At 56.7% G+C, this 17,926-nt stretch carries 26 protein-coding genes; 11 read left to right on the plus strand and 15 right to left on the minus strand.

Translation table 11 applies throughout. The features are described from left to right. The first annotated feature begins 21 nt into the window (after positions 1–21). From ACZ5C3_RS12165 to ACZ5C3_RS12180, 4 genes are all read left to right on the plus strand, one after another. Entirely contained in the window at positions 22–1,041 is a 1,020-nt protein-coding gene (locus ACZ5C3_RS12165; protein WP_464037909.1) for a M23 family metallopeptidase, read from the plus strand. 143 nt (positions 1,042–1,184) lie between these two features. Further along, positions 1,185–1,730 (plus strand): hypothetical protein, encoded by a 546-nt coding sequence (locus tag ACZ5C3_RS12170; protein WP_464037910.1) that lies wholly within the window; start codon positions 1,185–1,187, stop codon positions 1,728–1,730. Then, positions 1,727–2,380 carry a hypothetical protein gene (locus tag ACZ5C3_RS12175; RefSeq protein WP_464037911.1) on the plus strand — a complete coding sequence of 218 codons (654 nt, stop codon included), beginning with the start codon at positions 1,727–1,729 and terminating at the stop codon, positions 2,378–2,380. Before ACZ5C3_RS12170 ends, ACZ5C3_RS12175 begins: the two co-directional genes overlap by 4 nt. A 359-nt stretch (positions 2,381–2,739) precedes the next feature. Beyond that, positions 2,740–3,732: a phage tail protein gene (locus ACZ5C3_RS12180; RefSeq protein ID WP_464037912.1), complete on the plus strand. Its 993-nt coding sequence runs from the start codon at positions 2,740–2,742 to the stop codon at positions 3,730–3,732. A gap of 2 nt (positions 3,733–3,734) precedes the next feature. Here ACZ5C3_RS12180 and ACZ5C3_RS12185 read toward each other — a convergent pair whose 3' ends face one another. The 5 genes from ACZ5C3_RS12185 to ACZ5C3_RS12205 form a co-directional block, all read right to left on the minus strand. Continuing rightward, positions 3,735–4,385, minus strand: coding sequence for a class I SAM-dependent methyltransferase (locus ACZ5C3_RS12185; RefSeq protein WP_464037913.1), 651 nt, complete (start codon positions 4,383–4,385; stop codon positions 3,735–3,737). Between the two features lie 359 nt (positions 4,386–4,744). Then, the gene (locus tag ACZ5C3_RS12190; protein ID WP_464037914.1) at positions 4,745–5,563 is read right to left on the minus strand and encodes a class I SAM-dependent methyltransferase; all 819 of its coding nucleotides are present in this window, start codon (positions 5,561–5,563) and stop codon (positions 4,745–4,747) included. A gap of 112 nt (positions 5,564–5,675) precedes the next feature. Next, a complete protein-coding gene (locus tag ACZ5C3_RS12195) occupies positions 5,676–6,725 on the minus strand; it encodes an NAD-dependent epimerase/dehydratase family protein (protein ID WP_464044733.1) in 1,050 nt (349 codons plus the stop codon). Then, positions 6,722–7,510 carry a transglutaminase domain-containing protein gene (locus tag ACZ5C3_RS12200; RefSeq protein ID WP_464037916.1) on the minus strand — a complete coding sequence of 263 codons (789 nt, stop codon included), beginning with the start codon at positions 7,508–7,510 and terminating at the stop codon, positions 6,722–6,724. The genes ACZ5C3_RS12195 and ACZ5C3_RS12200 overlap by 4 nt, the downstream gene beginning before the upstream one ends. 502 nt (positions 7,511–8,012) lie before the next feature. Next, positions 8,013–9,317, minus strand: a complete 1,305-nt coding sequence (locus ACZ5C3_RS12205) for a hypothetical protein (protein ID WP_464037917.1) — start codon at positions 9,315–9,317, stop codon at positions 8,013–8,015. A 136-nt stretch (positions 9,318–9,453) separates the two neighbouring features. Here ACZ5C3_RS12205 and ACZ5C3_RS12210 point away from each other — a divergent pair, with 136 nt between their 5' ends. The 4 genes from ACZ5C3_RS12210 to ACZ5C3_RS12225 are packed head-to-tail and all read left to right on the plus strand — an operon-like array spanning position 9,454 to position 11,286. Next, a complete protein-coding gene (locus tag ACZ5C3_RS12210; RefSeq protein WP_464037918.1) occupies positions 9,454–10,158 on the plus strand; it encodes a hypothetical protein in 705 nt (234 codons plus the stop codon). 9 nt (positions 10,159–10,167) lie between these two features. Then, complete coding sequence (locus ACZ5C3_RS12215) at positions 10,168–10,584, plus strand: hypothetical protein (RefSeq protein ID WP_464037919.1); 417 nt, start codon at positions 10,168–10,170, stop codon at positions 10,582–10,584. 2 nt (positions 10,585–10,586) lie between these two features. After that, complete coding sequence (locus ACZ5C3_RS12220) at positions 10,587–10,973, plus strand: hypothetical protein (RefSeq protein ID WP_464037920.1); 387 nt, start codon at positions 10,587–10,589, stop codon at positions 10,971–10,973. Positions 10,974–10,986: 13 nt separating this feature from the next. Then, a complete protein-coding gene (locus tag ACZ5C3_RS12225) occupies positions 10,987–11,286 on the plus strand; it encodes a hypothetical protein (RefSeq protein WP_464037921.1) in 300 nt (99 codons plus the stop codon). 39 nt (positions 11,287–11,325) lie between these two features. Here ACZ5C3_RS12225 and ACZ5C3_RS12230 read toward each other — a convergent pair whose 3' ends face one another. The 4 genes from ACZ5C3_RS12230 to ACZ5C3_RS12245 all read right to left on the minus strand — a co-directional run bounded on the left by ACZ5C3_RS12230 (position 11,326) and on the right by ACZ5C3_RS12245 (position 13,253). Further along, the gene (locus tag ACZ5C3_RS12230) at positions 11,326–11,463 is read right to left on the minus strand and encodes a hypothetical protein (RefSeq protein ID WP_464037922.1); all 138 of its coding nucleotides are present in this window, start codon (positions 11,461–11,463) and stop codon (positions 11,326–11,328) included. A 195-nt stretch (positions 11,464–11,658) separates the two neighbouring features. After that, complete coding sequence (locus ACZ5C3_RS12235; protein WP_464037923.1) at positions 11,659–12,429, minus strand: exodeoxyribonuclease III; 771 nt, start codon at positions 12,427–12,429, stop codon at positions 11,659–11,661. Positions 12,430–12,710: 281 nt separating this feature from the next. After that, the gene (locus tag ACZ5C3_RS12240) at positions 12,711–12,950 is read right to left on the minus strand and encodes a hypothetical protein (protein ID WP_464037924.1); all 240 of its coding nucleotides are present in this window, start codon (positions 12,948–12,950) and stop codon (positions 12,711–12,713) included. A gap of 102 nt (positions 12,951–13,052) precedes the next feature. After that, the gene (locus ACZ5C3_RS12245; protein WP_464037925.1) at positions 13,053–13,253 is read right to left on the minus strand and encodes a hypothetical protein; all 201 of its coding nucleotides are present in this window, start codon (positions 13,251–13,253) and stop codon (positions 13,053–13,055) included. Between the two features lie 450 nt (positions 13,254–13,703). On the opposite strand from ACZ5C3_RS12245, the gene ACZ5C3_RS12250 reads away from it, so the two are divergent. After that, positions 13,704–14,018, plus strand: a complete 315-nt coding sequence (locus ACZ5C3_RS12250) for a hypothetical protein (RefSeq protein WP_464037926.1) — start codon at positions 13,704–13,706, stop codon at positions 14,016–14,018. A gap of 519 nt (positions 14,019–14,537) precedes the next feature. Here the strand turns inward: ACZ5C3_RS12250 and ACZ5C3_RS12255 are convergent. Further along, positions 14,538–14,768 carry a hypothetical protein gene (locus ACZ5C3_RS12255; RefSeq protein ID WP_464044734.1) on the minus strand — a complete coding sequence of 77 codons (231 nt, stop codon included), beginning with the start codon at positions 14,766–14,768 and terminating at the stop codon, positions 14,538–14,540. A 252-nt stretch (positions 14,769–15,020) separates the two neighbouring features. On the opposite strand from ACZ5C3_RS12255, the gene ACZ5C3_RS12260 reads away from it, so the two are divergent. Then, positions 15,021–15,209: a hypothetical protein gene (locus ACZ5C3_RS12260; protein ID WP_464037928.1), complete on the plus strand. Its 189-nt coding sequence runs from the start codon at positions 15,021–15,023 to the stop codon at positions 15,207–15,209. A 16-nt stretch (positions 15,210–15,225) separates the two neighbouring features. Here the strand turns inward: ACZ5C3_RS12260 and ACZ5C3_RS12265 are convergent, their stop codons facing one another. Together ACZ5C3_RS12265 and ACZ5C3_RS12270 are read right to left on the minus strand one after the other, a co-directional pair. Continuing rightward, on the minus strand, positions 15,226–15,399 hold the full coding sequence (locus ACZ5C3_RS12265) for a hypothetical protein (protein WP_464037929.1): 174 nt from the start codon (positions 15,397–15,399) through the stop codon (positions 15,226–15,228). Positions 15,400–15,541: 142 nt separating this feature from the next. Next, positions 15,542–16,270 (minus strand): Crp/Fnr family transcriptional regulator, encoded by a 729-nt coding sequence (locus tag ACZ5C3_RS12270; protein WP_464037930.1) that lies wholly within the window; start codon positions 16,268–16,270, stop codon positions 15,542–15,544. Positions 16,271–16,402: 132 nt separating this feature from the next. Between ACZ5C3_RS12270 and ACZ5C3_RS12275 the strand changes: the two genes are divergently transcribed. Next, the gene (locus tag ACZ5C3_RS12275; RefSeq protein WP_464037931.1) at positions 16,403–16,612 is read left to right on the plus strand and encodes a hypothetical protein; all 210 of its coding nucleotides are present in this window, start codon (positions 16,403–16,405) and stop codon (positions 16,610–16,612) included. On the opposite strand, the gene ACZ5C3_RS12280 is transcribed toward ACZ5C3_RS12275, so the two are convergent. The 3 genes from ACZ5C3_RS12280 to ACZ5C3_RS12290 form a co-directional block, all read right to left on the minus strand. Then, positions 16,609–16,824 carry a hypothetical protein gene (locus ACZ5C3_RS12280; RefSeq protein ID WP_464037932.1) on the minus strand — a complete coding sequence of 72 codons (216 nt, stop codon included), beginning with the start codon at positions 16,822–16,824 and terminating at the stop codon, positions 16,609–16,611. The two genes, ACZ5C3_RS12275 and ACZ5C3_RS12280, sit on opposite strands and share 4 nt — an antisense overlap. Continuing rightward, positions 16,821–17,015 (minus strand): hypothetical protein, encoded by a 195-nt coding sequence (locus ACZ5C3_RS12285; RefSeq protein ID WP_464037933.1) that lies wholly within the window; start codon positions 17,013–17,015, stop codon positions 16,821–16,823. The genes ACZ5C3_RS12280 and ACZ5C3_RS12285 overlap by 4 nt, the downstream gene beginning before the upstream one ends. 126 nt (positions 17,016–17,141) lie before the next feature. After that, complete coding sequence (locus ACZ5C3_RS12290; RefSeq protein WP_464037934.1) at positions 17,142–17,852, minus strand: Crp/Fnr family transcriptional regulator; 711 nt, start codon at positions 17,850–17,852, stop codon at positions 17,142–17,144. Positions 17,853–17,926: the final 74 nt, after the last annotated feature.

Below are 17,926 nucleotides of genomic sequence, written 5' to 3' on the forward strand. Positions count from 1 at the left end.
ATCACCACGGGAGCGCTTGATATGCCATGGGACGATAAAAATCGTAAAATGTTTAGCATCCTCCCACCGATCGGGGGAGTGCCGCCGCATCCGACTAGCCATTTTGGAGAGCGGAGAGACAACATACCGCGCGCATCGAGCCCGCATGGTGGCGTCGATTTCAATTACAACGTTCCCGGGCAGCGCGGGCTCAACCTTCAGCATCCAAGCGTATATTCACCTGTAGACGGCACTGTTGTTAAGGAGCCGGGTGGGTACCTTGGGATGGTGTCAATAAGAGATGCCAACGGTTTTTTGCATGAAATTCTTCATTTGCAGTCCCAATCCGTCTCGAAGGGGCAATCCGTATCGGCTGGACAGCTCATTGGCTCCATGGGGGGAGTGGGAGCAGAGGGACGTCAGCACGTTCACTATCAAATCCATGATCAGTCGGGAAATCGCGTTAATCCAGAAGCATTCTGGGATGATCAGCGGCCCGCCAGCACATATAAGCCGGCTCTTGACGTGCCCTCTCTTGGGGACTTTCGAGCGTTCCAATCGCTCACCGAGTCGGGGCCAGCGACTTTTAACGAGCGCTGGCCGTTCTCCAATCCCAGGGGAGCGACGCCTGGCATCGGCGATAACAACGGCATTGGTGATTGGTGGCGCAACATCGGGCAAGACCCGAAGAAAATGAGCGTGACGGCCAACGAGCCCTCTCAGCCCCTGAACGCTGCAGATCGGACAGCCGATAGTACTCAGCGTGTAGCAACCGGAATGCAATCATTCCAAGGCTCCAAAGGCCAGCCCGTTACCGACACGACGGGTTGGCAGAACGGCATGTTCGATTCCTCCTTGGCGCCGATGTCGCAGGCGCCGCGGCGATTGGTATCGTCGCAACAGCAGAGCGATTTCGATTCATCTGCAGTCGATCGACAGCCGGTCGACTATGGTGCAGCCGCGGGCGCAACTCCGGTTCCGCCTGAAGATATGAGCGATCTGCTTAAACTGCGTTCGATCATTCAAGCCGTGGGAAACCGCGGCCTCTTCCCAATCCAGTAGCGCGAACTGGAATTGCAGAAACGAAAAAAGTTCGTACGCTTTCGCAGCGGATATGGACAACAAGATTTAAACCAATGTTCAAAATGCCCTGATGCTTCGCTCGATTTTTTCAGAGGCGAGCTAATTCTCAAACGGAGCTCTAAGTGCATTTGCTAAAAACTGTTGGTCGAGGAGTTTTTCTCTTTTTGGTGGTTTTTATTGCCGTCATCCTGTTTCGCGGCGATCTTGAGCGCACTTCTGAAATCCGGGCTGCGGTGGTTTGGGATCAACTGGAGCTTCAGCTTGATCGACTTCACTGTCTTTCGGTTAACCCGCGGCGGATCGTATTTAATGAGCGGCAGTATCCCAGCGAGAAGCTGGTGAGCACAATTGGCGCGCAGCTCGCGATCCCGCGGATATACGTAAATGCAAATGTTGCTGAATGCCCCTGGGGGTTCTCGCTATCGGGGGAGAAAAGAAACATATTCGCTGTGCGTTATCGCGAAGAAATTGCGCACTACGTGCTGTCGGTTGGCATCTGCGAGCGAGTGCCTGATGGCACCCTAAATCCCGACCGGTGCCTCGTAAAGAGCATCTATGTCTTCAATAGCAACGTGGGAGTTGATGCGCTTTTTTCGGTCGCGCTCACCGGGCTAGCAAGAAAGCAAACGAGCGAATGGGAAGCGTTCCAAGCTGAGGGGGCAAAATGACGGATATCAATGGTATTCATTATGAGATTTCGAAACCTGTTCAGAATCTGGACGACGGCCATTGGTACCAGAGAGTTCGCCAGGTTGATGGAAACGGCAATGTTGTTGGTTTTGGCGATCAGATGATCCGGTCCGCTCGTCCAGATTCGCGGGATGGGTTGTTTGATCCAAACGGGAACGTCGCCTCGGGATTTCGTGCTGTCTATGCCACGGCTCGCATGATGCAAATTCTAGCTGGTATCGCAGAACGCCGCCCCGAATGGGTGGCAGATGGAGCAAAAAAGATAACCGAGACGCTCTCGATAGAGCCCCCTGAATTTTTGAAGCGAGATTATAAGAAGTGGCCAGGCACAGACAAACCTTGGGAAGGTGTGCCGTCAGGCGATAACGGTTTGACAAAACCGAACGATGGACTCGGGAAGCAGGGGATGGGTCTTCCTGGTTTTGATCCTCGTTCGGGCATTCCTGCGAACGCGCGAGATTTAGATGTGCTGAGGAAAATGAGTCCGAGAGCCAACGAGCCGTCTCAGCCCCTGAACACCGCAGCTCGGAGAGCCGAGAGTGATGTAACGGCCGGCACGCAATTATTCCAGGTCCCAATGGCCGGGCTGTTGCCGACACGACGGGTTGGCAGACTGAAGCCAATGTAAGCCCCTTCGAGTCTGCTCACGAGGCTGTGCCGTTTGTGCCTTATCAGAGCATGTCATACAGCACGGCGCGTTTGCCGGGGCAGGCGTTTGAGGACCGGGCGCCGGTGCTGCGATTAGTGCAGCCACAACAGCAGGACGTTCCCGATTCATCTGCAGTCGATCGACCGCAGATTGATCCTGGTGCAGCCGCGGGCGCAACTCCGGCTTCGTCCGACGATATAAGCAATCTGCTCAAACTGCGTTCGATCATTCAAGCCGTGGGAAGCCGCGGCCTTTTTCCGATCCAATAACGCTAAGCGAAAATTGAAACTGAAGTGACGGCGGCTTTCGGAGTCGCCGTTTTTGTTTGGAGAGACTAGATGTCAGGATTCTACACGTGGTCCCGCACGGCGTCGGCCAACGCGAGCGCGGACAATGCCGTCAACTGGGCTGAAGGCATGGCGCCATCGGCGGTCAACGACAGCGGCCGCGGCATGATGGCGTCCGCTGCCAAATGGCGCGATGATATCTCCGGTGCACTGGCGACAGCCGGCTCGTCCACGGCTTATACGATCGCGAGCTATCAAGGCTTCGACACGCTCGCGCATCTGGACGGTCAGCAGATCGCTTTCACGCCCCATGTCACTAACGATGCTACTGTCACACTGGCGGTGGATGGGCTTGGCGCGAAGCCGCTACGCCGCGCGCCTGGCGTCGAGCTGCCTGCGGCCACGCTGATCGCCGGCAGTCCGTATGTGGCGACTTACTATAACGCAACGAGCGAATTTATCCTGCAAGGCTTTTACACCCTGCCGGAAGTCATTCCCGTTGGCGGATGTATTCCGTATCTCGGCACGACGGTGCCCAACAACAACTTCGCCTTTCCATTCGGACAGCTGTTCTCGCGCACGGTCTATTCAATGCTGTTTGCGCTGGTTGGGACGGCATTCGGACCTGGGGACGGTTCAACCACATTCACCGGGCCGGATATTCGCGGTCGCGCGTTCTTCGGGCTTGATAATATGGGTGGCACGGCCGCCAATCGCATCACGACCGCAGGGAGCAGTATTTCCGGGGCGACGATCGGGGCGACGGGCGGAGCAGAGAATGTAACGCTCACGTCGGCTCAAATCCCTGCGCATACACATGCGAACTCACTCAACGATCCAGGGCATTCGCACACTTATTCGAGGGCTGCAGTGTTAAACATCATGCAGCCATCCGGCTCCGGCGTGTTTGCGACAACCACAACAGACAATACTGGCGTTTCTCCCACTAACGTCACGATCACTAACGCTTCAGCAGGCGGGGGTGGTGCTCACACCAACATGCCGCCCGCATTCATCTGCCCTGTGATTATGCGAGTTATCTAGGTTTAGATATTCGTCGAACGCGCGATCAGATACCAGCCAGCGACGCGGCCAAGGACATTATAAACAGGGGAAGGTAGTAACCTGTAGAGCGCACCAAATTTTCCACTGCCAGGAAAATCTTCTGGCGTGCATTTGCGTACTGTTATTTCGGGATGCGCAAAGCCTTGCTTCCGCAAGATCTCGTCTAATTCATTCCGTGAATAGACATTCACGATCGGCGCGGCATCGGCTGTCGTTGTTTCAATTCTTGATCGCCGCTGTGCAAGCGTTTCGCGCCGAAAGCGACCACTCAGAAAGTGAACTAAGACAAGACCCGCATAAAATACCGAGCGCTTGTTGTACAGAATAACGATGAATTGACCGCCGGGCTTCAGAACTCGACGCGCTTCACGAAAGGCGCGCTCCATGTCTGGCACGTGGTGCAGGACACCATTGGAATAAACAACATCGAAGGTTGCATCGGCGAATGGTAAGTTCTCCGCGTCCCCCTGTTGAACGTCGGGATCATATCCGAAGAACGCGAGGTGTTTTTTCGTTCGCTCGACATTCTCGGGTGTGATGTCGATGCCGGTGTAGTTAGCGCCTGCCTGCAGGAATTTGAGTGTGTCGTAGCCTGGGCCGAAGCCGATCTCGAGAACCCGCTTTCCGGCCATTTGATGGAAGGGGACGACGTCGGCTAGCCAGGGCTGTTCGATGTTGTCGCGAAATTCTCGTGCCTTATTGAAGAACTCGACAGTGCCGGGAGCAAAGTCCCGCGCAGAGGTCCATCCCGTGGGGTTTGCGCCCCATGTCTTTTGTGCTTCGAGTTTCCCGCTCATGCGTGAAACTAACCCGCACGACTTTAGCGATCAACCGCCACAGCTGCCCTACGGGCGGCTTTTTCTTTGCCTCTCTCGGCCTCTTCCGCACGCGTTGGAGAGAAGGCGATGCCAGACCTCGCATCCCTGCAGGCGCGAAACGTTGCGCAAATGCCAAGCTGATGTGGGGGAGGGAGTTTGGGCCGGCAGCAGCACTATCTACGGTGCGCTTCGATCAACATAAACAGACCGAAATTCGGCGCGAAAGTTCGAATAAGGCTACGAGGCCAGATTGCCTTCGCAAAATTTAACAGGCGCCCCTGATGCCGTTGGCCGGCTGCGCCTTCCAGAAGGTCTCCGCTGCAAAGCTGGATCTTGATGTTGGCGTTCTCCAAGCCTGCGTTGCTGCAAAGTTCTCCAGCTTCCTGGATTGAGTAAGCCTTGGTGCCGGGGCTTTCAAGATATTGGGAATATGTCTCGGCCAGAGAGAGGCGGTTCTTGAGGCCATATCGCGCCCAGAGCAGAAAGCCGGTCATCGAGTTCTTGTGGTAGATCATGATGCGCGCAACACCGCCGGGCTTCAGGACGCGGGCAACTTCCTGGAACGCGCGCTGCGTGTTGGGTGAGTGGTGCAAGACACCCCAGCTATAGACGACGTCGAAACTGCCGTCAGGGAACGGCAAGTTCTCTGCGTCTGAAACTTGTAGCTCGGATTGGAGGTCTGTAAGCGCGAGACGTTTCGACGTGAACTCGATCGCCCGCTCAGTCAAATCAATGCCGCAAAGTCGGGACGGGCTATTGCGCGCCAGTTGTTCGTGGTCGGCGCCCATGCCGACGCCAATCTCAAGAACGGATTTACCGCGAGCTTCCGGGAAACGAGCGAAGTCAAAGATATAGGGCTCGATGGCATAGCGTGCATCCGCTTGGGCTTTCAGGCGGGACTGGTCGTCTTCTCCAATGGCGTAAGCTTCCTCTCCGCAGGAAGCTTCCTCCCAGAAAAGCCGGACATCTTCTTTTGCAATCACGTCGCTCATCGTTGCGCCTTTCGGATGGGTAAGGTTTACCATGCGCAAAACACGCAATCCACGGCCCTCAGCTGCCTTGAGGCAGATCTTTCTTTCGGGTCCTATGGATGTCCTGCGGAACTCAACCGAAGCTTTTGATAGTTTCCGACAGGCCTTCTCTTGCGTCGACCGGAAATCGCGAGATTTGAAGGGCTTCTTTTATCTTCCGATTATCGACCACATAGTTTTCGGTCAACTTACGCAGCCGCTCCGTGGTCAGCGGCAGGCGAAGTGTATCTCCAGCGCGAGCCGCCGTCTCCAGAAGTCCGGGGGGGAGTTTCCACAGGCGAGGTTTTCGGTGCAGCGCCGTGGCAATCAGTTGAATGACTTCATTCGTGGAGAGTGCATCGTCATCTGCGAGCTGATAGGCGCCACCAGGAATCTCGGGTCGCTGCAGCAGCGTCGCCACCGCGTAACATAGATTTTCAACGCTAAGGAACGAGCGCTTGTTCTGAAATGCCGCGAGCGGATAGGGGATTCCGCTTTTAACAAACCTGTAGAGCAAATTCAGGTTTCCCTTGTTGCCGGGACCATGAATCATGCTGGGGCGCAGGATAAAGACGCGCTTTCCCGGCGGCAGTTCGCGGCTGGCAATGTACTGTTCAGCAGCCAGCTTGGATCGCCCATAAGGCGTTCGAGGTGCAGGTGCTGATGTCTCGTAAAGGACATCGCTCACTTCGTCGGCAATTGCTTTTACGCTGCTGAAGAAAAAGAAATCGCGCGCTGTACTCTGCAGGAAAAGATCGAAGAGACGGGACGTCAGCCCGGTATTGACCGTAAAGTAGTCATCGGCATTCGACGTGCCATGAACGTCATGCGCCTTGCCTGCCAGATGAATGACGGCTGCAGCGCCGTTCAAATAATCCGGAGGGATGTCGTCCCAGCAACAATCATTGTCTGGGCCGGCCGCCGGTGCCTGAAGCTGGCGACCGATGCGAGCGAGTTCGTACTCTCCGCGCAGATAACTCGCGAGGTTTTGTCCGACAAAGCCGGTGTCACCGGTGATGACTAATCGTTGCATTGTTGTGTCATCAGTTGAGAAGAACGACCGGTTCAGACAAGGGGTTGGGTTACTTGCTTCAGTCAACGAGCCGCGGCGGTGCCTTGATGCAAAACTGCCGTCACCGCTCACTGACACTGCATATTCAGGCCGAGTTGAACGCCACAGTCAGCTGCTAGTTTCACAGCTGTCTCATACCAGTCTTGGGGGAAAGTATCGACTCGCTCAGATCGGATTGGTGAAGATACTTTGCCCCGCGTATATGCTGAAAAATACCTTTGGTAAACTTTTGGATCTGCGATTTTTGAGCCCCATTTTGTTTTTTCGGCTATCTGCGTTTTGCCCGGAGTTAAAACGAGCGAATGACCGTCCTTTATGCAGGCCCGCGCTTCTGGGGTGGCAATTGGCTTAGCCGGGTCGGTCGAGCACGCGACAGAAACGTTATACGTGGGGTCGGAGATCTGCCACGCGCCGTCCAGGAATGCCTCGACGGTGACGTGTGTATCGAAGCCGTCGATGCCATCGAGAAAGTCATCGCCGGCAAGCTGGATAAACCTTGCTGGAATACCGATTGCCTGCAGCGCCCAAACATATGCAACGCCAGCTCCTCCGCAAAACATCGTGCCATCGGGGGATGAAAGTGATGCATAGCGCATTGCGGGGCTAGCATTGGGTAATCTCTCAGGCTCGAGCCGATACGTTCGATAGATATAATCGCGTACCGCGAGCGCGGCCCGCTTCGGATCGAGAGGACCTATTATGGCCAGCCCGGCATCCCGGCGCACGATTTCATTCGACAGATCTCCGTCGAAATCAGCAACACGGGCGCGGGCACGGTAGTGGAGCGCCAGATAGCTTGGCGTTGCGATGGCTGTGGCAAGGAGAACGGCGCCGGCGAATTTCCGGGTGATCTTCATGGGGCAGATGGCCCCGTATCACATGAAATAATCGCAACGAAATTCGCGGTTCCTATCCGGGCGTTGCGTACTCTCTCCACGACAGCCCTCTACGCTGTCCCGGCTGGTGCCGGGAATGGTTGAAGCCCAGCAGACAAGGTGCTGACCCCATTTATTGGCCGCGACGGCTTCACGGCACCACGTTATCCGATACACGTATTTGGAAGTAAATACCCACTCACGCAACCGTGTTTACGGCTGGGCGAGGCGCGCTTACTTTCAACAACTGGAGAGATGGATGTGCCCGATCTCGCATTTTTGCGGGGGCGCGCGCTTGGTTTTTCGCAGCTCTAAAGGAGGTTGGTACCCGAGAGTTACCCGAGAACCGGGGACCGGCGATCCGGCAGTATATTTCCGCTGCTCACTGTGGGTCCGAAGGCGATCCCTGGTGCGCCTCCTTCGCCAACGCCATGATTGAGGGCTCTGGCCTCCGCGGAACCATTCGAACGCGATCCGAGCTTCGTCAAGCTTGATGGCCGGGCGACCCAGCGGAGAGCGAGGCGCCAGTTGTAGCGCGTAGATATCTCCTCACAACAAGCTCAACAGAGATGCCACACATCAGGGTGAATGAAACCGTGATCGGATACAGAAACTGCATCGCATAGTGGAATAGCGCGGCTTGTGCCAAGAAGAAGCATACAAAGAGACTGCTAACTAGGAGCGTAGCATCAATCCCTTCCGGGAAAAATTTCTGGGCCGGGCCTGAGAAACGCAGCAATAATACTGGAATGAGAGAGGCAAGGAGCATGACCCAAATTTTTCCATGCCTGACGGCCATTGCGAGTTTTTCAGCATAGACGCGCGCGACGGCCAACGGATACTTCTTGACGACATCGAAGTAAGCGACCTTCAGGATGTCGTAATATTCCTTGCTGGCGTATTTGACGGAAGGGTTGATTGCTCTCGCATGTTCAAGGCCATTGGAGTCAACCCAACTGATACCAAATGGATTGTCGGCGGCGCCGAGACCGATATAGAGATTGTGCCAAATTCCGTGTGTTTCCATCTGCTCGGATGGTTGCAAGCCATAGGCAACGTCTCTGGCCTTAAATACGATGGCTGGCGTGTTGTACGAGACGTACAACGCAACAAGGGCAACAGTATAGAACGCCAGATTGTGGATTGTTCGCGGTGCTGCGAAGATTCGATAGGAGACCGCAAGTAGTCCGGCGACAAGCCCCATAAGTCCCGCCGATTGGCGAATCAAGCTTGCGATACCGAGCCCAATGATCGCAGCGATAAACCAAGTTTTTGCCGATCTGCGCTTGTCGAGAGGTGCTGTCGCTAAGATAAAAATCGCTGGAATCATGGCGAGGCACGTAGCGCCGAAGTGCGAGGTGTGCATGCTGTTGAACAAATAACGCTGCGATACGAGAGGCGCCACAGCAAGAAAGAAAATCGAGGCGGCCGGGAGCTTCAGCCAGTAGAGAAGGGCCGTAAGGGCTACAATTCCTGTAACGTTAATCACCGCGTTGACTACGGCGTAATCGGTCAAATGGGCGGGTTGCCCTGTGAGAGCGGCGTAGATTCCAAGAAACAGCGCATGACCGGGATCGTCTCCGATGCTCTCCTCGGCGATGGCTCGTATCTTGTCGTCGCTGCAAAGAATTAAAACTTTTCCGGTCGTTCGGGCGCACTCTGCGCTGAGCACATAAGTCGTCGGATTAGAGTAGAATGGCTTTTCCGCACTTTCTTTCTTGACCGCACTGAACGCCTGAAGAACGGCGAGCGCAAATAGCAGCCCGAATACCAAGACTTTCAACTTCACGATCCATTCCCTCTGCCCATTGCGGGCAGGAACCTAGAGCAGTCAGGCGGGTAACCGCAACCGCCGAATAGCCGATTTCAACGTCCGTTGCGGGTTACATCCCGCCCTCGCGGGCCAATTCCACATGGAGAATCCTATGCCAGACCTCGCATCCCTGCGGGCGCGGAATGCTGTGCGTTGGCAAAATGCAAAGCTCACGCGTGGTTCTGAATTTGGGCTCGTCGCGGCTCGGCTCGCTTCCTCAGCCGCCAAGGCGCGGTACCAGGCCATCGAGGCGAAAACCGGGGTGCCATGGTTCTTCATCGCCGTAGTGCACCAGCGCGAGTCTTCGCAGGATTGGGCGCGCAGTCTCGCGCAGGGGGATCCGTGGAATAAGACATCAACCCACGTCCCGAAGGGGCGGGGGCCATTCGCGTCATTCGAAGACGCTGCCGTTGATGCCCTGACGAACTGTGCGCCGTATGCCGCGCGCAACATGGACTGGACCGTCGGCGGTCTGCTGACCATGCTCGAGCAATATAATGGGTTGGGATATTTCAACCGCGGCATCCCGAGTCCTTACATTTGGTCCGGGACCGATCAGTACGTCAAAGGCAAATACATCGCAGACGGCAAGTTCGATCCGAACGTCGTCGACAAGCAGCTCGGCTGCACCGGTCTCATCCTCGCGATGATGCAGATCGACGCCAGCATCAAGTTCGAGACTGCTGAGAAACTCGCGGTCGTCGCGGTGAAGCCGCCGGCCATGCCATCCGCTCCATCACCCACCAATCCAGCCAGAGGCAGCATCGGCGCACTGATCGCTGGACTCTTTTCATTGATCTTCAAACGCGCTGCATAAGGAGATGACATGCTTGCAATTGTTCTGTTTGTCGTTGCTATCGTTGTTTCAGTTTATATTTTCATTATCCGCCCGATCCTGAAAACCCAGCCTGCATTTTCCGAGGCCTTTAAGGCGGAGGCGTCGTTTGTCGATAAGGTGCGGGCCAAGGTCGTCGGCTGGCGCACGCGCATCGCCGCACGGTTGACCATGCTCGCGGGTTTCTTTGTCGGTTTGTATGACCAGGCGTTGCCGATCGTCACGGGGCAGGACTGGACGCCCCTGACGGCGAAAATTCCAGCGTGGGCACTGCCCGTCAGCATGGTCGGCGTCGGCCTGCTATTCGCATATTTGCGCCGGATTACCGATAATCCGCCGCAGATCGTGACGCAGAAGGATGACAACGGCGTCGCCAAAGTCGTCGACGTCATCAAGCCGGCGGCCTGATCATGTTCTGGTCCTGGCTCGGAAATTTTCTCGCAGGGCCGCTGCTGGGCAAGGCGCTCGATGCGTATAAGGCGAAGCTTGCTGCTGGCAACACCGATGCCGGCATCGCAGCGGACCTCGCGGCGAAGGAAATTCTGCTGCAGCAGCGCGAGGCGGAGCTGCAGACCCAATACCGCATCGCCGAGATCGGTCATTGGTATGAGCCCGACAAAATCATGGGGTACGCGGTGGCGATCTATTTCGCCAAGCTTCTGATCATCGATAAGGTGATGGGATGGGGCGTGACCGATCCATTGGCGGGCTTCGCCGAGACGACGGCCAACCTCATCGTCGCGTTTTATTTCGCCAAGCGCGGCTTCGAGAACATCGCACGCATTATCAAGCGATAGGTAAGAGGCGGCCATGCACGATCATGAAGTCAAGGCCATCATTGCCGAAGTCCTTGCCGAACAGAAGCGTCTCTATGGCGCGGAGACGGAGGAAGCTGTTCAGCGCACGATCTCCACGATGCTGACATCGTTCGGGATCGAGGAAGAGGACAGGGCGGAGCTGCGGGCCGACTTCATTCATCTGCGCAAGTGGCGCAAGAGCGTCGAGCAGGCGCAAAGTTTGACGATCAGGGCCATGGTCACAATCATCGTTGCCGGTGCAGCCGGCGCGCTGTGGCTCGGAATCAAAACGCTGCTGCAGGGGAAGACGTAGCCACCGTGATCTGGATAGATGACTCCTTCCCCGGAGCAGTTACAGATTGTCGCCCCACACGCCGCGATCTCGACGTACTTTCGCAATCAAAAGCGTGCCCATCACAAGGAACGCTCCGACAAGAAGTAGATAGACCAGCACAACGGGAAGGATGGCGAGGTCGAGAAATCTTTCCATGTGGTTCACCGGCCAGGCACGCTGTCCTCGTGGGATCAGTCCGCCGTGCTTAGCAGCAGTCAGGTTGCGTGGCTTGGACGGGACGGTACTATCGTTTGGACTCCGCGGTATTTCCGATCATTTTTTCATGATGGACAGCGCGGGGGTTCGGTTCGCTGTCTTGACCGGCGGATAAGGCGGCTTCGCTGCGCCTGCTCAATCGAGCGCAATCCAGACCGGCGCATGATCGCTTGCCCCAATGAGGCCTCGAGCCTTGCGATCTACGCCGGCGCGGGACAATCGCGCAACCAGAACTTCGCTCAGCAGCAGGTGGTCAATCCGAAGGCCGTGATCCTTCTCATAGCGCTCGCGCCAATAGGTCCAGAATGTATAGATGCGCTTCTCGCCACTGACATGGCGCAACGCATCGGTCCACCCCTTGTCGAGCAGGCGGGCGAACGCCTGCCGGGGTTTAGGCTGCACGAGCGCATCCTTATTCCATGATGTGGTCGGATAGATATCGATCGGTGTCGGCGCGACGTTATAGTCGCCTGCCAAGATCACCGGCACGCGCTTCTTCTGCAGCGCGGCTGCATGGCGGGCGAGGCGCGCGAACCATTGCATTTTGTAAGTAAACTTCGGCCCCGGCTGCGGATTGCCATTCGGAAGATAAAGCGACGCGACAATGACGCCACTAACAGCCGCTTCGATATAGCGCGCCTGATGATCCTTTGGATCGCCCGGAAGCCTGCGACGCGTCACGACAGGTTCGGTCTTGCGCGCCAGGATGGCGACGCCATTCCAGCTTCGTTCGCTCTCCCATGCGGAGGCATATCCGGCTCGCCGCAGCGCGGCTTCGGGAAAGGCGGACGGTTCGCACTTCAATTCCTGAAGGCAAACAATGTCAGGCTTGGCTTTCTTCAGCCATGCCAGAAGGAGCGGCAAGCGCTTATTGATGTTGTTGACGTTGAACGTCGCGACCTTCATGCCGTGGTGAGATTCAAGGCCTCACAGCACCAGCTCGAACATCAGGATGACGAGCGCGGTGGCAACCGCCCAGCACAGCAGGCGATCTTCGGCGATAGCGTTGATGATTTTCATGGTGCAGCCCGGAATGTTCAGCCCAATTTAAAAATGGGCAATTCGGTGGCAGCAATTCCGTTCCGGATTATTGCATGATTCCCATGCATAGAGCGATTGCAATTTCGCCACGTCAGATCACGATGCACCGCTTGTGATGGCGCTGGAGTGCTGGAAAGCAGATGGCGTCACTCGGACACCGGCAGTCCCAGAAACTTGCGCACGGCGGCCTGCTTGCGCCGCTGCTCCGTCACCGCATCGCGGCAATCCGGAAACGGAAATCCGGAGATCTGGGCATGCAGTTTCACGGCATCCGGTGAACGCTTGAAAATGGCCGAAGCCCGCACCGGCGGCACGCCTTTGGCGACCAGCTTCCGCAGGTGCTCTGTCTGTTCGGGCTTCCAGGTCAGGCTCGTGATCTCGGTCATTGTGTGGCCTCACGATCGAACGTTTGGCCAACACAACCCGTCAGGCCTTCGCGTGTTCCGTGCCCTGCGACAACGCTGACCTTGCGACGCAATTGGCCCCGGTCATGCGGTGTGTGGCGGGTTGGCGTCGGGGGATATGTTCTTGGCCTGCTGCGGTGTCATCCGGGCAGGATCCGGTGCGTCCGGAACGCCGCGAGGGCCGAGCTCGGCGCGCTGAATATCGTCTTCACTCAGCCTGGGTTTCCCGTCGTCGGTCTGTCCGCTGCCGCCGTGACAAGGCTCTGAAGGGCTCGGCCACCGCATGACGCGCTCTCCTGAATGTGAAGTGCCAAGGCTATCACGCGCGGACATGCCATCGGTTCCAAGGAACATATACGCGCATGTGTGGTTTTACGTCTCATGAGTAGCCACGACCACGATTACGACTGGAACGCCAACGAACCGACCGACTGGGCGATTGCGCTCGGTGGAACGGTGGCTGCGATCACCCTTGTGTGGATCGCGCTGCTGTAAGCTTGTTGGTGATCCCTCATTCGCGCATCGCATCACGCGAGGTGCGCGCGGGGGAGGCTGTGCGTTTCTTTTCTCCGAACGGAGCCAGCCGTCCCTAAGCTTTATCTGTACAGGGCGTTCAGCCCCACCTCTCTATGTGCGCCATCACCTGTCAAATTTGTAATCCGCCGATCTCGAACGCAATCTGAAGTAGCCGCCACCAATGTCAGTAACCCACTGTCGTTAAAAGGGAGATCTGACATGAAGCGTTCTGTTATCGCGGGTTTATTGCTCTTGGGGGCGGTGGTTGTAGCTCACGCAGATACATCAATTTACGATGATGTGCGCAAACAGCACCATAGCGAAGATACTCTAGATGTCGCTGCTCAATATTGCGACCAACGGCTCGGACCCGTCATGAATGGTGACGTCACGCCTCCCCAATACAAGAAATGTATGTTGAGCCGCGGCTGGCGGTATCGGAACACGCAGCGTCAGCGCACATGGATCGATCCCGATACCGGGGACCGATGCAGGGATATCGGCAACGATACCTCCTGGTGCTCCAATTTCTAAAGAAGGCATCATGGAGCGCTGTGGACTACGTCTGATACGCAGGCCCGTGTCTCGCGAAATTCTTGCGCGTCCGTTAAAAGCGAAAAAGAAACGCACACCGCGCTGCGGCTTTCTCGCCGCAGAGCGGGTTATCTGTCGTCGAATAATTTAATCGCGATCGCAACCGGGATCGTGCCTTGACCAGCCGCCACCTGAGCCCGCTACGGCCGGCGAGTTGAGTGACGTCGACAGCAACAGTGTAATTACGGGTGGAGTTACGACCGCGAATTTTCCGCACGCGGCGAGAAATTTTCGGCGATCTTCGATCCCGTGAATTTCAGATGGATTTGACTCGGCCATACTGAATCTCCTTTCGAGATCCATCTCGCGGCCCTGCCTCGACCTGTTGGGTCCTCGGCATCTTCGGCGAACAAGGTCACGGAAGTCAAAGTGGTCTTTGTGGTAATTGTTCCGTACCTCAAAAGCATAACGCCCGCATGCCGTAGTGAGTGGTGTCATTTCGTGCACGGACAGGATGATTCAGGATTCGCCGGTATTGTGATGGCCGTCGGTGCCGCGCCCGAAGACGCCGTAGTTGCTCGACTTCGATCCGTCGGCAGTGACGCCAGCTGACGCCAAGCCCATCTTTAGCAGTTCACGGACCGCAGCGGCTCGGGTTGGCATGCGGTGCTTGAAGCGGAAGTCGTCGATAACGGCCAGCTCGGCGGGCGACAACATGATCTGGAGGCGTTCTTCACGTGAAGGGTTCATGGCCTTTCTCAAAATTCATCAAATTGAGTAATCAACCAACGTTACTCAATTGAATAAGTTCCGTGAGAGTGAGGCGATGGCTCAAAGTGAGCGGTAAACTCATTTAAAATCAACGTGTTGAATGAATTTTGTGCTTCGACTCTGATGCGGGCAGGCGTAGACTGTCTGCATGACAGAAAAATCTGACGACCCCAAACCAGAGAAGAAGCCCACGCCGACCAAACGCATTTCCACGGAAGAGGAAGTGCGGCGATGGGCCGAAAGTCCCGGCCTGAAACCTCCCAAGCGGGGGTGAGCCGGGCGTATCGAGCCTCCTCATGCTCGGCCTTCGAGAATGCCGAACGTTCGAGCGGATTGATGCTGATGTTTCCTCGCATCGGCATCGCGCTGATCAATGAGGTCATCGTGTTAGAAGTGAAATTGAAAAAATGGCCCCGATAATCGGGGCCATTTTGCTTTAGTCGTGATGACCATGCTTGATGACGACGACCTTCTTGCCATGGCCGTGATGCCAGCCGTGGTCCATGTGGTGATGTCCGTGCTTGATGATCACCGTCTTTGCCGAAGCGAGCGACGGCAGGGTGAAGACAAAGGCGGAAACGGTCGCGAGAGCCAAAGCGATTCTTTTCATGCATGATCTCCTCTGTTCAATGCAGAGAGAGAACACGCGATGGTGAGCTGCGTTCCTGAAATGCGGCGTGGAATTTTCTGAACAGGTGTTCAGATTGAAACACGTTTGCCCTTGTATTGCAGAGAATCAAGGATCGTCGTTCTCAAAGCGGCGCCTTCTTGAGATGAAGATAACGCGGATTGAACTTCCCGATTTGCACGAGCTTGCGCCAGTTCTGAATCGTCAGCGTGCCGTTGCGAAAGTCCATTGTCCGTGACGCACGAAGCTCGTTGAGTGTGCGATTGACGGTGGCGATCGACATGCCGAGGGTCTCGCCAAGCTGCGTGAGGCTGACGGGTAAATGAAACGTATTATCCTTCGCTAGGCCTGAGGCTCGTGCACGATAGAACAATTCGCAGAACAGATGCGCCATCCGCGCTTCCATCGATCTCGCGCTGTTGTTGGTGATTGCTTCGCGAAAGATCGCCGCATCGATCAGCGTCTCGCGCCAGATGGCGAAGCCGACCGGCGGCTTGCGGTCGAACGCTCTCGTGATCTCCTTGTGTGGGATGGATGCGATGGTCGCAAGCCCGATGGCGCACACCGCGTGATCCATCTCTTCGATGAACATTGCCTGGGCGTCGGGCAGGTCGCCTGTCATGTGAAAGGAGAGATATTGCCGCTGGCCGTTATCCAGCATGTGGTAGCGCGCCACCATACCCGAGATCACGAGCACCGCGACCTTCGGCACATCGCCCTGGCGGATGAAATCTTCGCCGGGCTGGAGGTGGCGGAGTTGGTAGCTGAACGCGTTGACTTCCGCGACGTCGGCTGCGGAGAGGCGCGAGTGCTCCTTCAGCTTGCGCAGCAGGATCTGGGGAGGGAGGTCCATCGCGAGATACTCCGGTGACCCAGCCATCCGTATCAAATGATACAATGGCTGGACCTGATCGGAGGTAACTTTGCAGATGCCGATGGGTTCAATTGCGCGAACGGCCGCGTCGCTGGCCGATTGAGGTTGCCTTTGCCCTTCACCGCTTTGCTGTCGTTCATCCAACGCCTGTTCACATCCGGCGCGGCCGAGACTGTGTCAGCGGATACGGTGCCGTCATCCCTGCCGATGTCGGATCAGGAGTTGTCGCAGTCGATCAGGGAGCTTCGAGAGTCGCCCGTTGCGGATGGCGCGTTCCGGCGCGGCAAGGCATCTGGCGGAAAGAGCGACGGCGATCGTTAGAATCCGGTTTGGATATCGCGCGCCTTGCGTTCGCGTTTCAACACCCGTTCATCGGGAAAGGGGAAGCCGAAGCGCTTCGCCTGAGCCTTCACGGACACGATGCTGCGGTGAAAGATCACGGCGGCCCGCGCAGCCGAGACGCCGGATGCCACCAATTGCTTCAAACGTTCGATATCGGCCGCCGTCCATGTCCGGCTAGTGATATGTGTCATACACGCTTGCCTTCCGGTGCGCGCAGACCGGGCGAGTTGAGCCAACCTTCAAGGCGGGCTGCGGCTTCAAGCTTGTTCGCTTTTTCGAGAAGCTCGTCTCTTGCCTCTCCCTGAGGGGTGTTGCGTGCCTCGTCGCGGCACTGCTCGGCCAGTTTTCGCCATTTGGCCTGGGTTGCCTGGGTTTCGCTCATGAGCCACTCCCGTACGCCAAACAATGATGTCGATGCGACGCAATTCGGAGTGCTGCCACTCGTCATGTTCCATTACTTTGGAAAGGGGAATATCGCCTGTCTGTCCGATTGCCGACGTAGGTTCGATTAATTTTTCGCGAGGCTGAGTAGCTTGCCTTCGACCTCCTTGATCGCGCCGTAACATTCGCAGGTGGATTCCTTCATGCCTTCGAGATTCAGGATGCGGATATTGCCGCGGCTGTATTCGATCAGGCCCGCGGCCTGCAGCCGGTGCGCGGTGACGCTGAGGGTGCTGCGCTGCACGCCGAGCATCTGGGCCAGGAATTCCTGGGTCAGCGACAGCTTTTCGCTTTCGGCAAGATCCCGGCAGCGCAGCAGCCATCGGCATAGCCGCGCCTCTAACGGATGTTTGGCAATGCAGGCGATCGATTGCTGGGATTGCAGGAACAGGATCTGCTCTTGCCGGTAAACCGCCCGTCGGAAGCTCGGGCTTTCCGCTGCAATCTTGCGAGCGAGGCCCACATCGAGCGCAAGGCCGGCGCCGGGCATTTGAATGATGGCTGTATTCAGAGCCATCGTCTCATTCAGTACGGCAGACGAGCCGATGATGCCGTCATTGCCGACCATGCCTGCTTCGACACCGTCGCCGGTGCTCAAGTGGACGACGAAGGACACAATGCCGGACGTGGGGATGGTGAGCGCACGGATCGGCTGTTCGGGGCCGTACAGGATTTGCGCCAGTGGCAAGTTGACCGCGGTCAACTCGGTCCGGATGGCGGTGAAATCCTGCTCATTGAGTGCGCGCAGGAAAGCGTTGTTGGGCCGCTCGGTGGACATGGCATATCCCTCCGGAAGAAGGTGAGGGCAGCTTGCGAGATAAGCTGCGAATGAGGCGCTCACAACCTCGCTCA

The organism is Afipia dichlorophenoxyacetatis, assembly GCF_055386385.1.

Excerpts from the sequence above, each read along its gene's own strand:
- ACZ5C3_RS12165 (WP_464037909.1), top strand. The coding sequence starts at position 22 with ATGCCATGGGACGATAAAAATCGTAAAATGTTTAGCATCCTCCCACCG.
- ACZ5C3_RS12175 (WP_464037911.1), top strand. The coding sequence starts at position 1,727 with ATGACGGATATCAATGGTATTCATTATGAGATTTCGAAACCTGTTCAG.
- ACZ5C3_RS12180 (WP_464037912.1), top strand. The coding sequence starts at position 2,740 with ATGTCAGGATTCTACACGTGGTCCCGCACGGCGTCGGCCAACGCGAGC.
- ACZ5C3_RS12185 (WP_464037913.1), bottom strand. The coding sequence starts at position 4,385 with ATGGCCGGAAAGCGGGTTCTCGAGATCGGCTTCGGCCCAGGCTACGAC.
- ACZ5C3_RS12190 (WP_464037914.1), bottom strand. The coding sequence starts at position 5,563 with ATGAGCGACGTGATTGCAAAAGAAGATGTCCGGCTTTTCTGGGAGGAA.
- ACZ5C3_RS12200 (WP_464037916.1), bottom strand. The coding sequence starts at position 7,510 with ATGAAGATCACCCGGAAATTCGCCGGCGCCGTTCTCCTTGCCACAGCC.
- ACZ5C3_RS12210 (WP_464037918.1), top strand. The coding sequence starts at position 9,454 with ATGCCAGACCTCGCATCCCTGCGGGCGCGGAATGCTGTGCGTTGGCAA.
- ACZ5C3_RS12215 (WP_464037919.1), top strand. The coding sequence starts at position 10,168 with ATGCTTGCAATTGTTCTGTTTGTCGTTGCTATCGTTGTTTCAGTTTAT.
- ACZ5C3_RS12220 (WP_464037920.1), top strand. The coding sequence starts at position 10,587 with ATGTTCTGGTCCTGGCTCGGAAATTTTCTCGCAGGGCCGCTGCTGGGC.
- ACZ5C3_RS12225 (WP_464037921.1), top strand. The coding sequence starts at position 10,987 with ATGCACGATCATGAAGTCAAGGCCATCATTGCCGAAGTCCTTGCCGAA.
- ACZ5C3_RS12230 (WP_464037922.1), bottom strand. The coding sequence starts at position 11,463 with ATGGAAAGATTTCTCGACCTCGCCATCCTTCCCGTTGTGCTGGTCTAT.
- ACZ5C3_RS12235 (WP_464037923.1), bottom strand. The coding sequence starts at position 12,429 with ATGAAGGTCGCGACGTTCAACGTCAACAACATCAATAAGCGCTTGCCG.
- ACZ5C3_RS12240 (WP_464037924.1), bottom strand. The coding sequence starts at position 12,950 with ATGACCGAGATCACGAGCCTGACCTGGAAGCCCGAACAGACAGAGCAC.
- ACZ5C3_RS12245 (WP_464037925.1), bottom strand. The coding sequence starts at position 13,253 with ATGCGGTGGCCGAGCCCTTCAGAGCCTTGTCACGGCGGCAGCGGACAG.
- ACZ5C3_RS12250 (WP_464037926.1), top strand. The coding sequence starts at position 13,704 with ATGAAGCGTTCTGTTATCGCGGGTTTATTGCTCTTGGGGGCGGTGGTT.
- ACZ5C3_RS12255 (WP_464044734.1), bottom strand. The coding sequence starts at position 14,768 with ATGAACCCTTCACGTGAAGAACGCCTCCAGATCATGTTGTCGCCCGCC.
- ACZ5C3_RS12260 (WP_464037928.1), top strand. The coding sequence starts at position 15,021 with ATGGGCCGAAAGTCCCGGCCTGAAACCTCCCAAGCGGGGGTGAGCCGG.
- ACZ5C3_RS12265 (WP_464037929.1), bottom strand. The coding sequence starts at position 15,399 with ATGAAAAGAATCGCTTTGGCTCTCGCGACCGTTTCCGCCTTTGTCTTC.
- ACZ5C3_RS12270 (WP_464037930.1), bottom strand. The coding sequence starts at position 16,270 with ATGGACCTCCCTCCCCAGATCCTGCTGCGCAAGCTGAAGGAGCACTCG.
- ACZ5C3_RS12280 (WP_464037932.1), bottom strand. The coding sequence starts at position 16,824 with ATGACACATATCACTAGCCGGACATGGACGGCGGCCGATATCGAACGT.
- ACZ5C3_RS12285 (WP_464037933.1), bottom strand. The coding sequence starts at position 17,015 with ATGAGCGAAACCCAGGCAACCCAGGCCAAATGGCGAAAACTGGCCGAG.
- ACZ5C3_RS12290 (WP_464037934.1), bottom strand. The coding sequence starts at position 17,852 with ATGTCCACCGAGCGGCCCAACAACGCTTTCCTGCGCGCACTCAATGAG.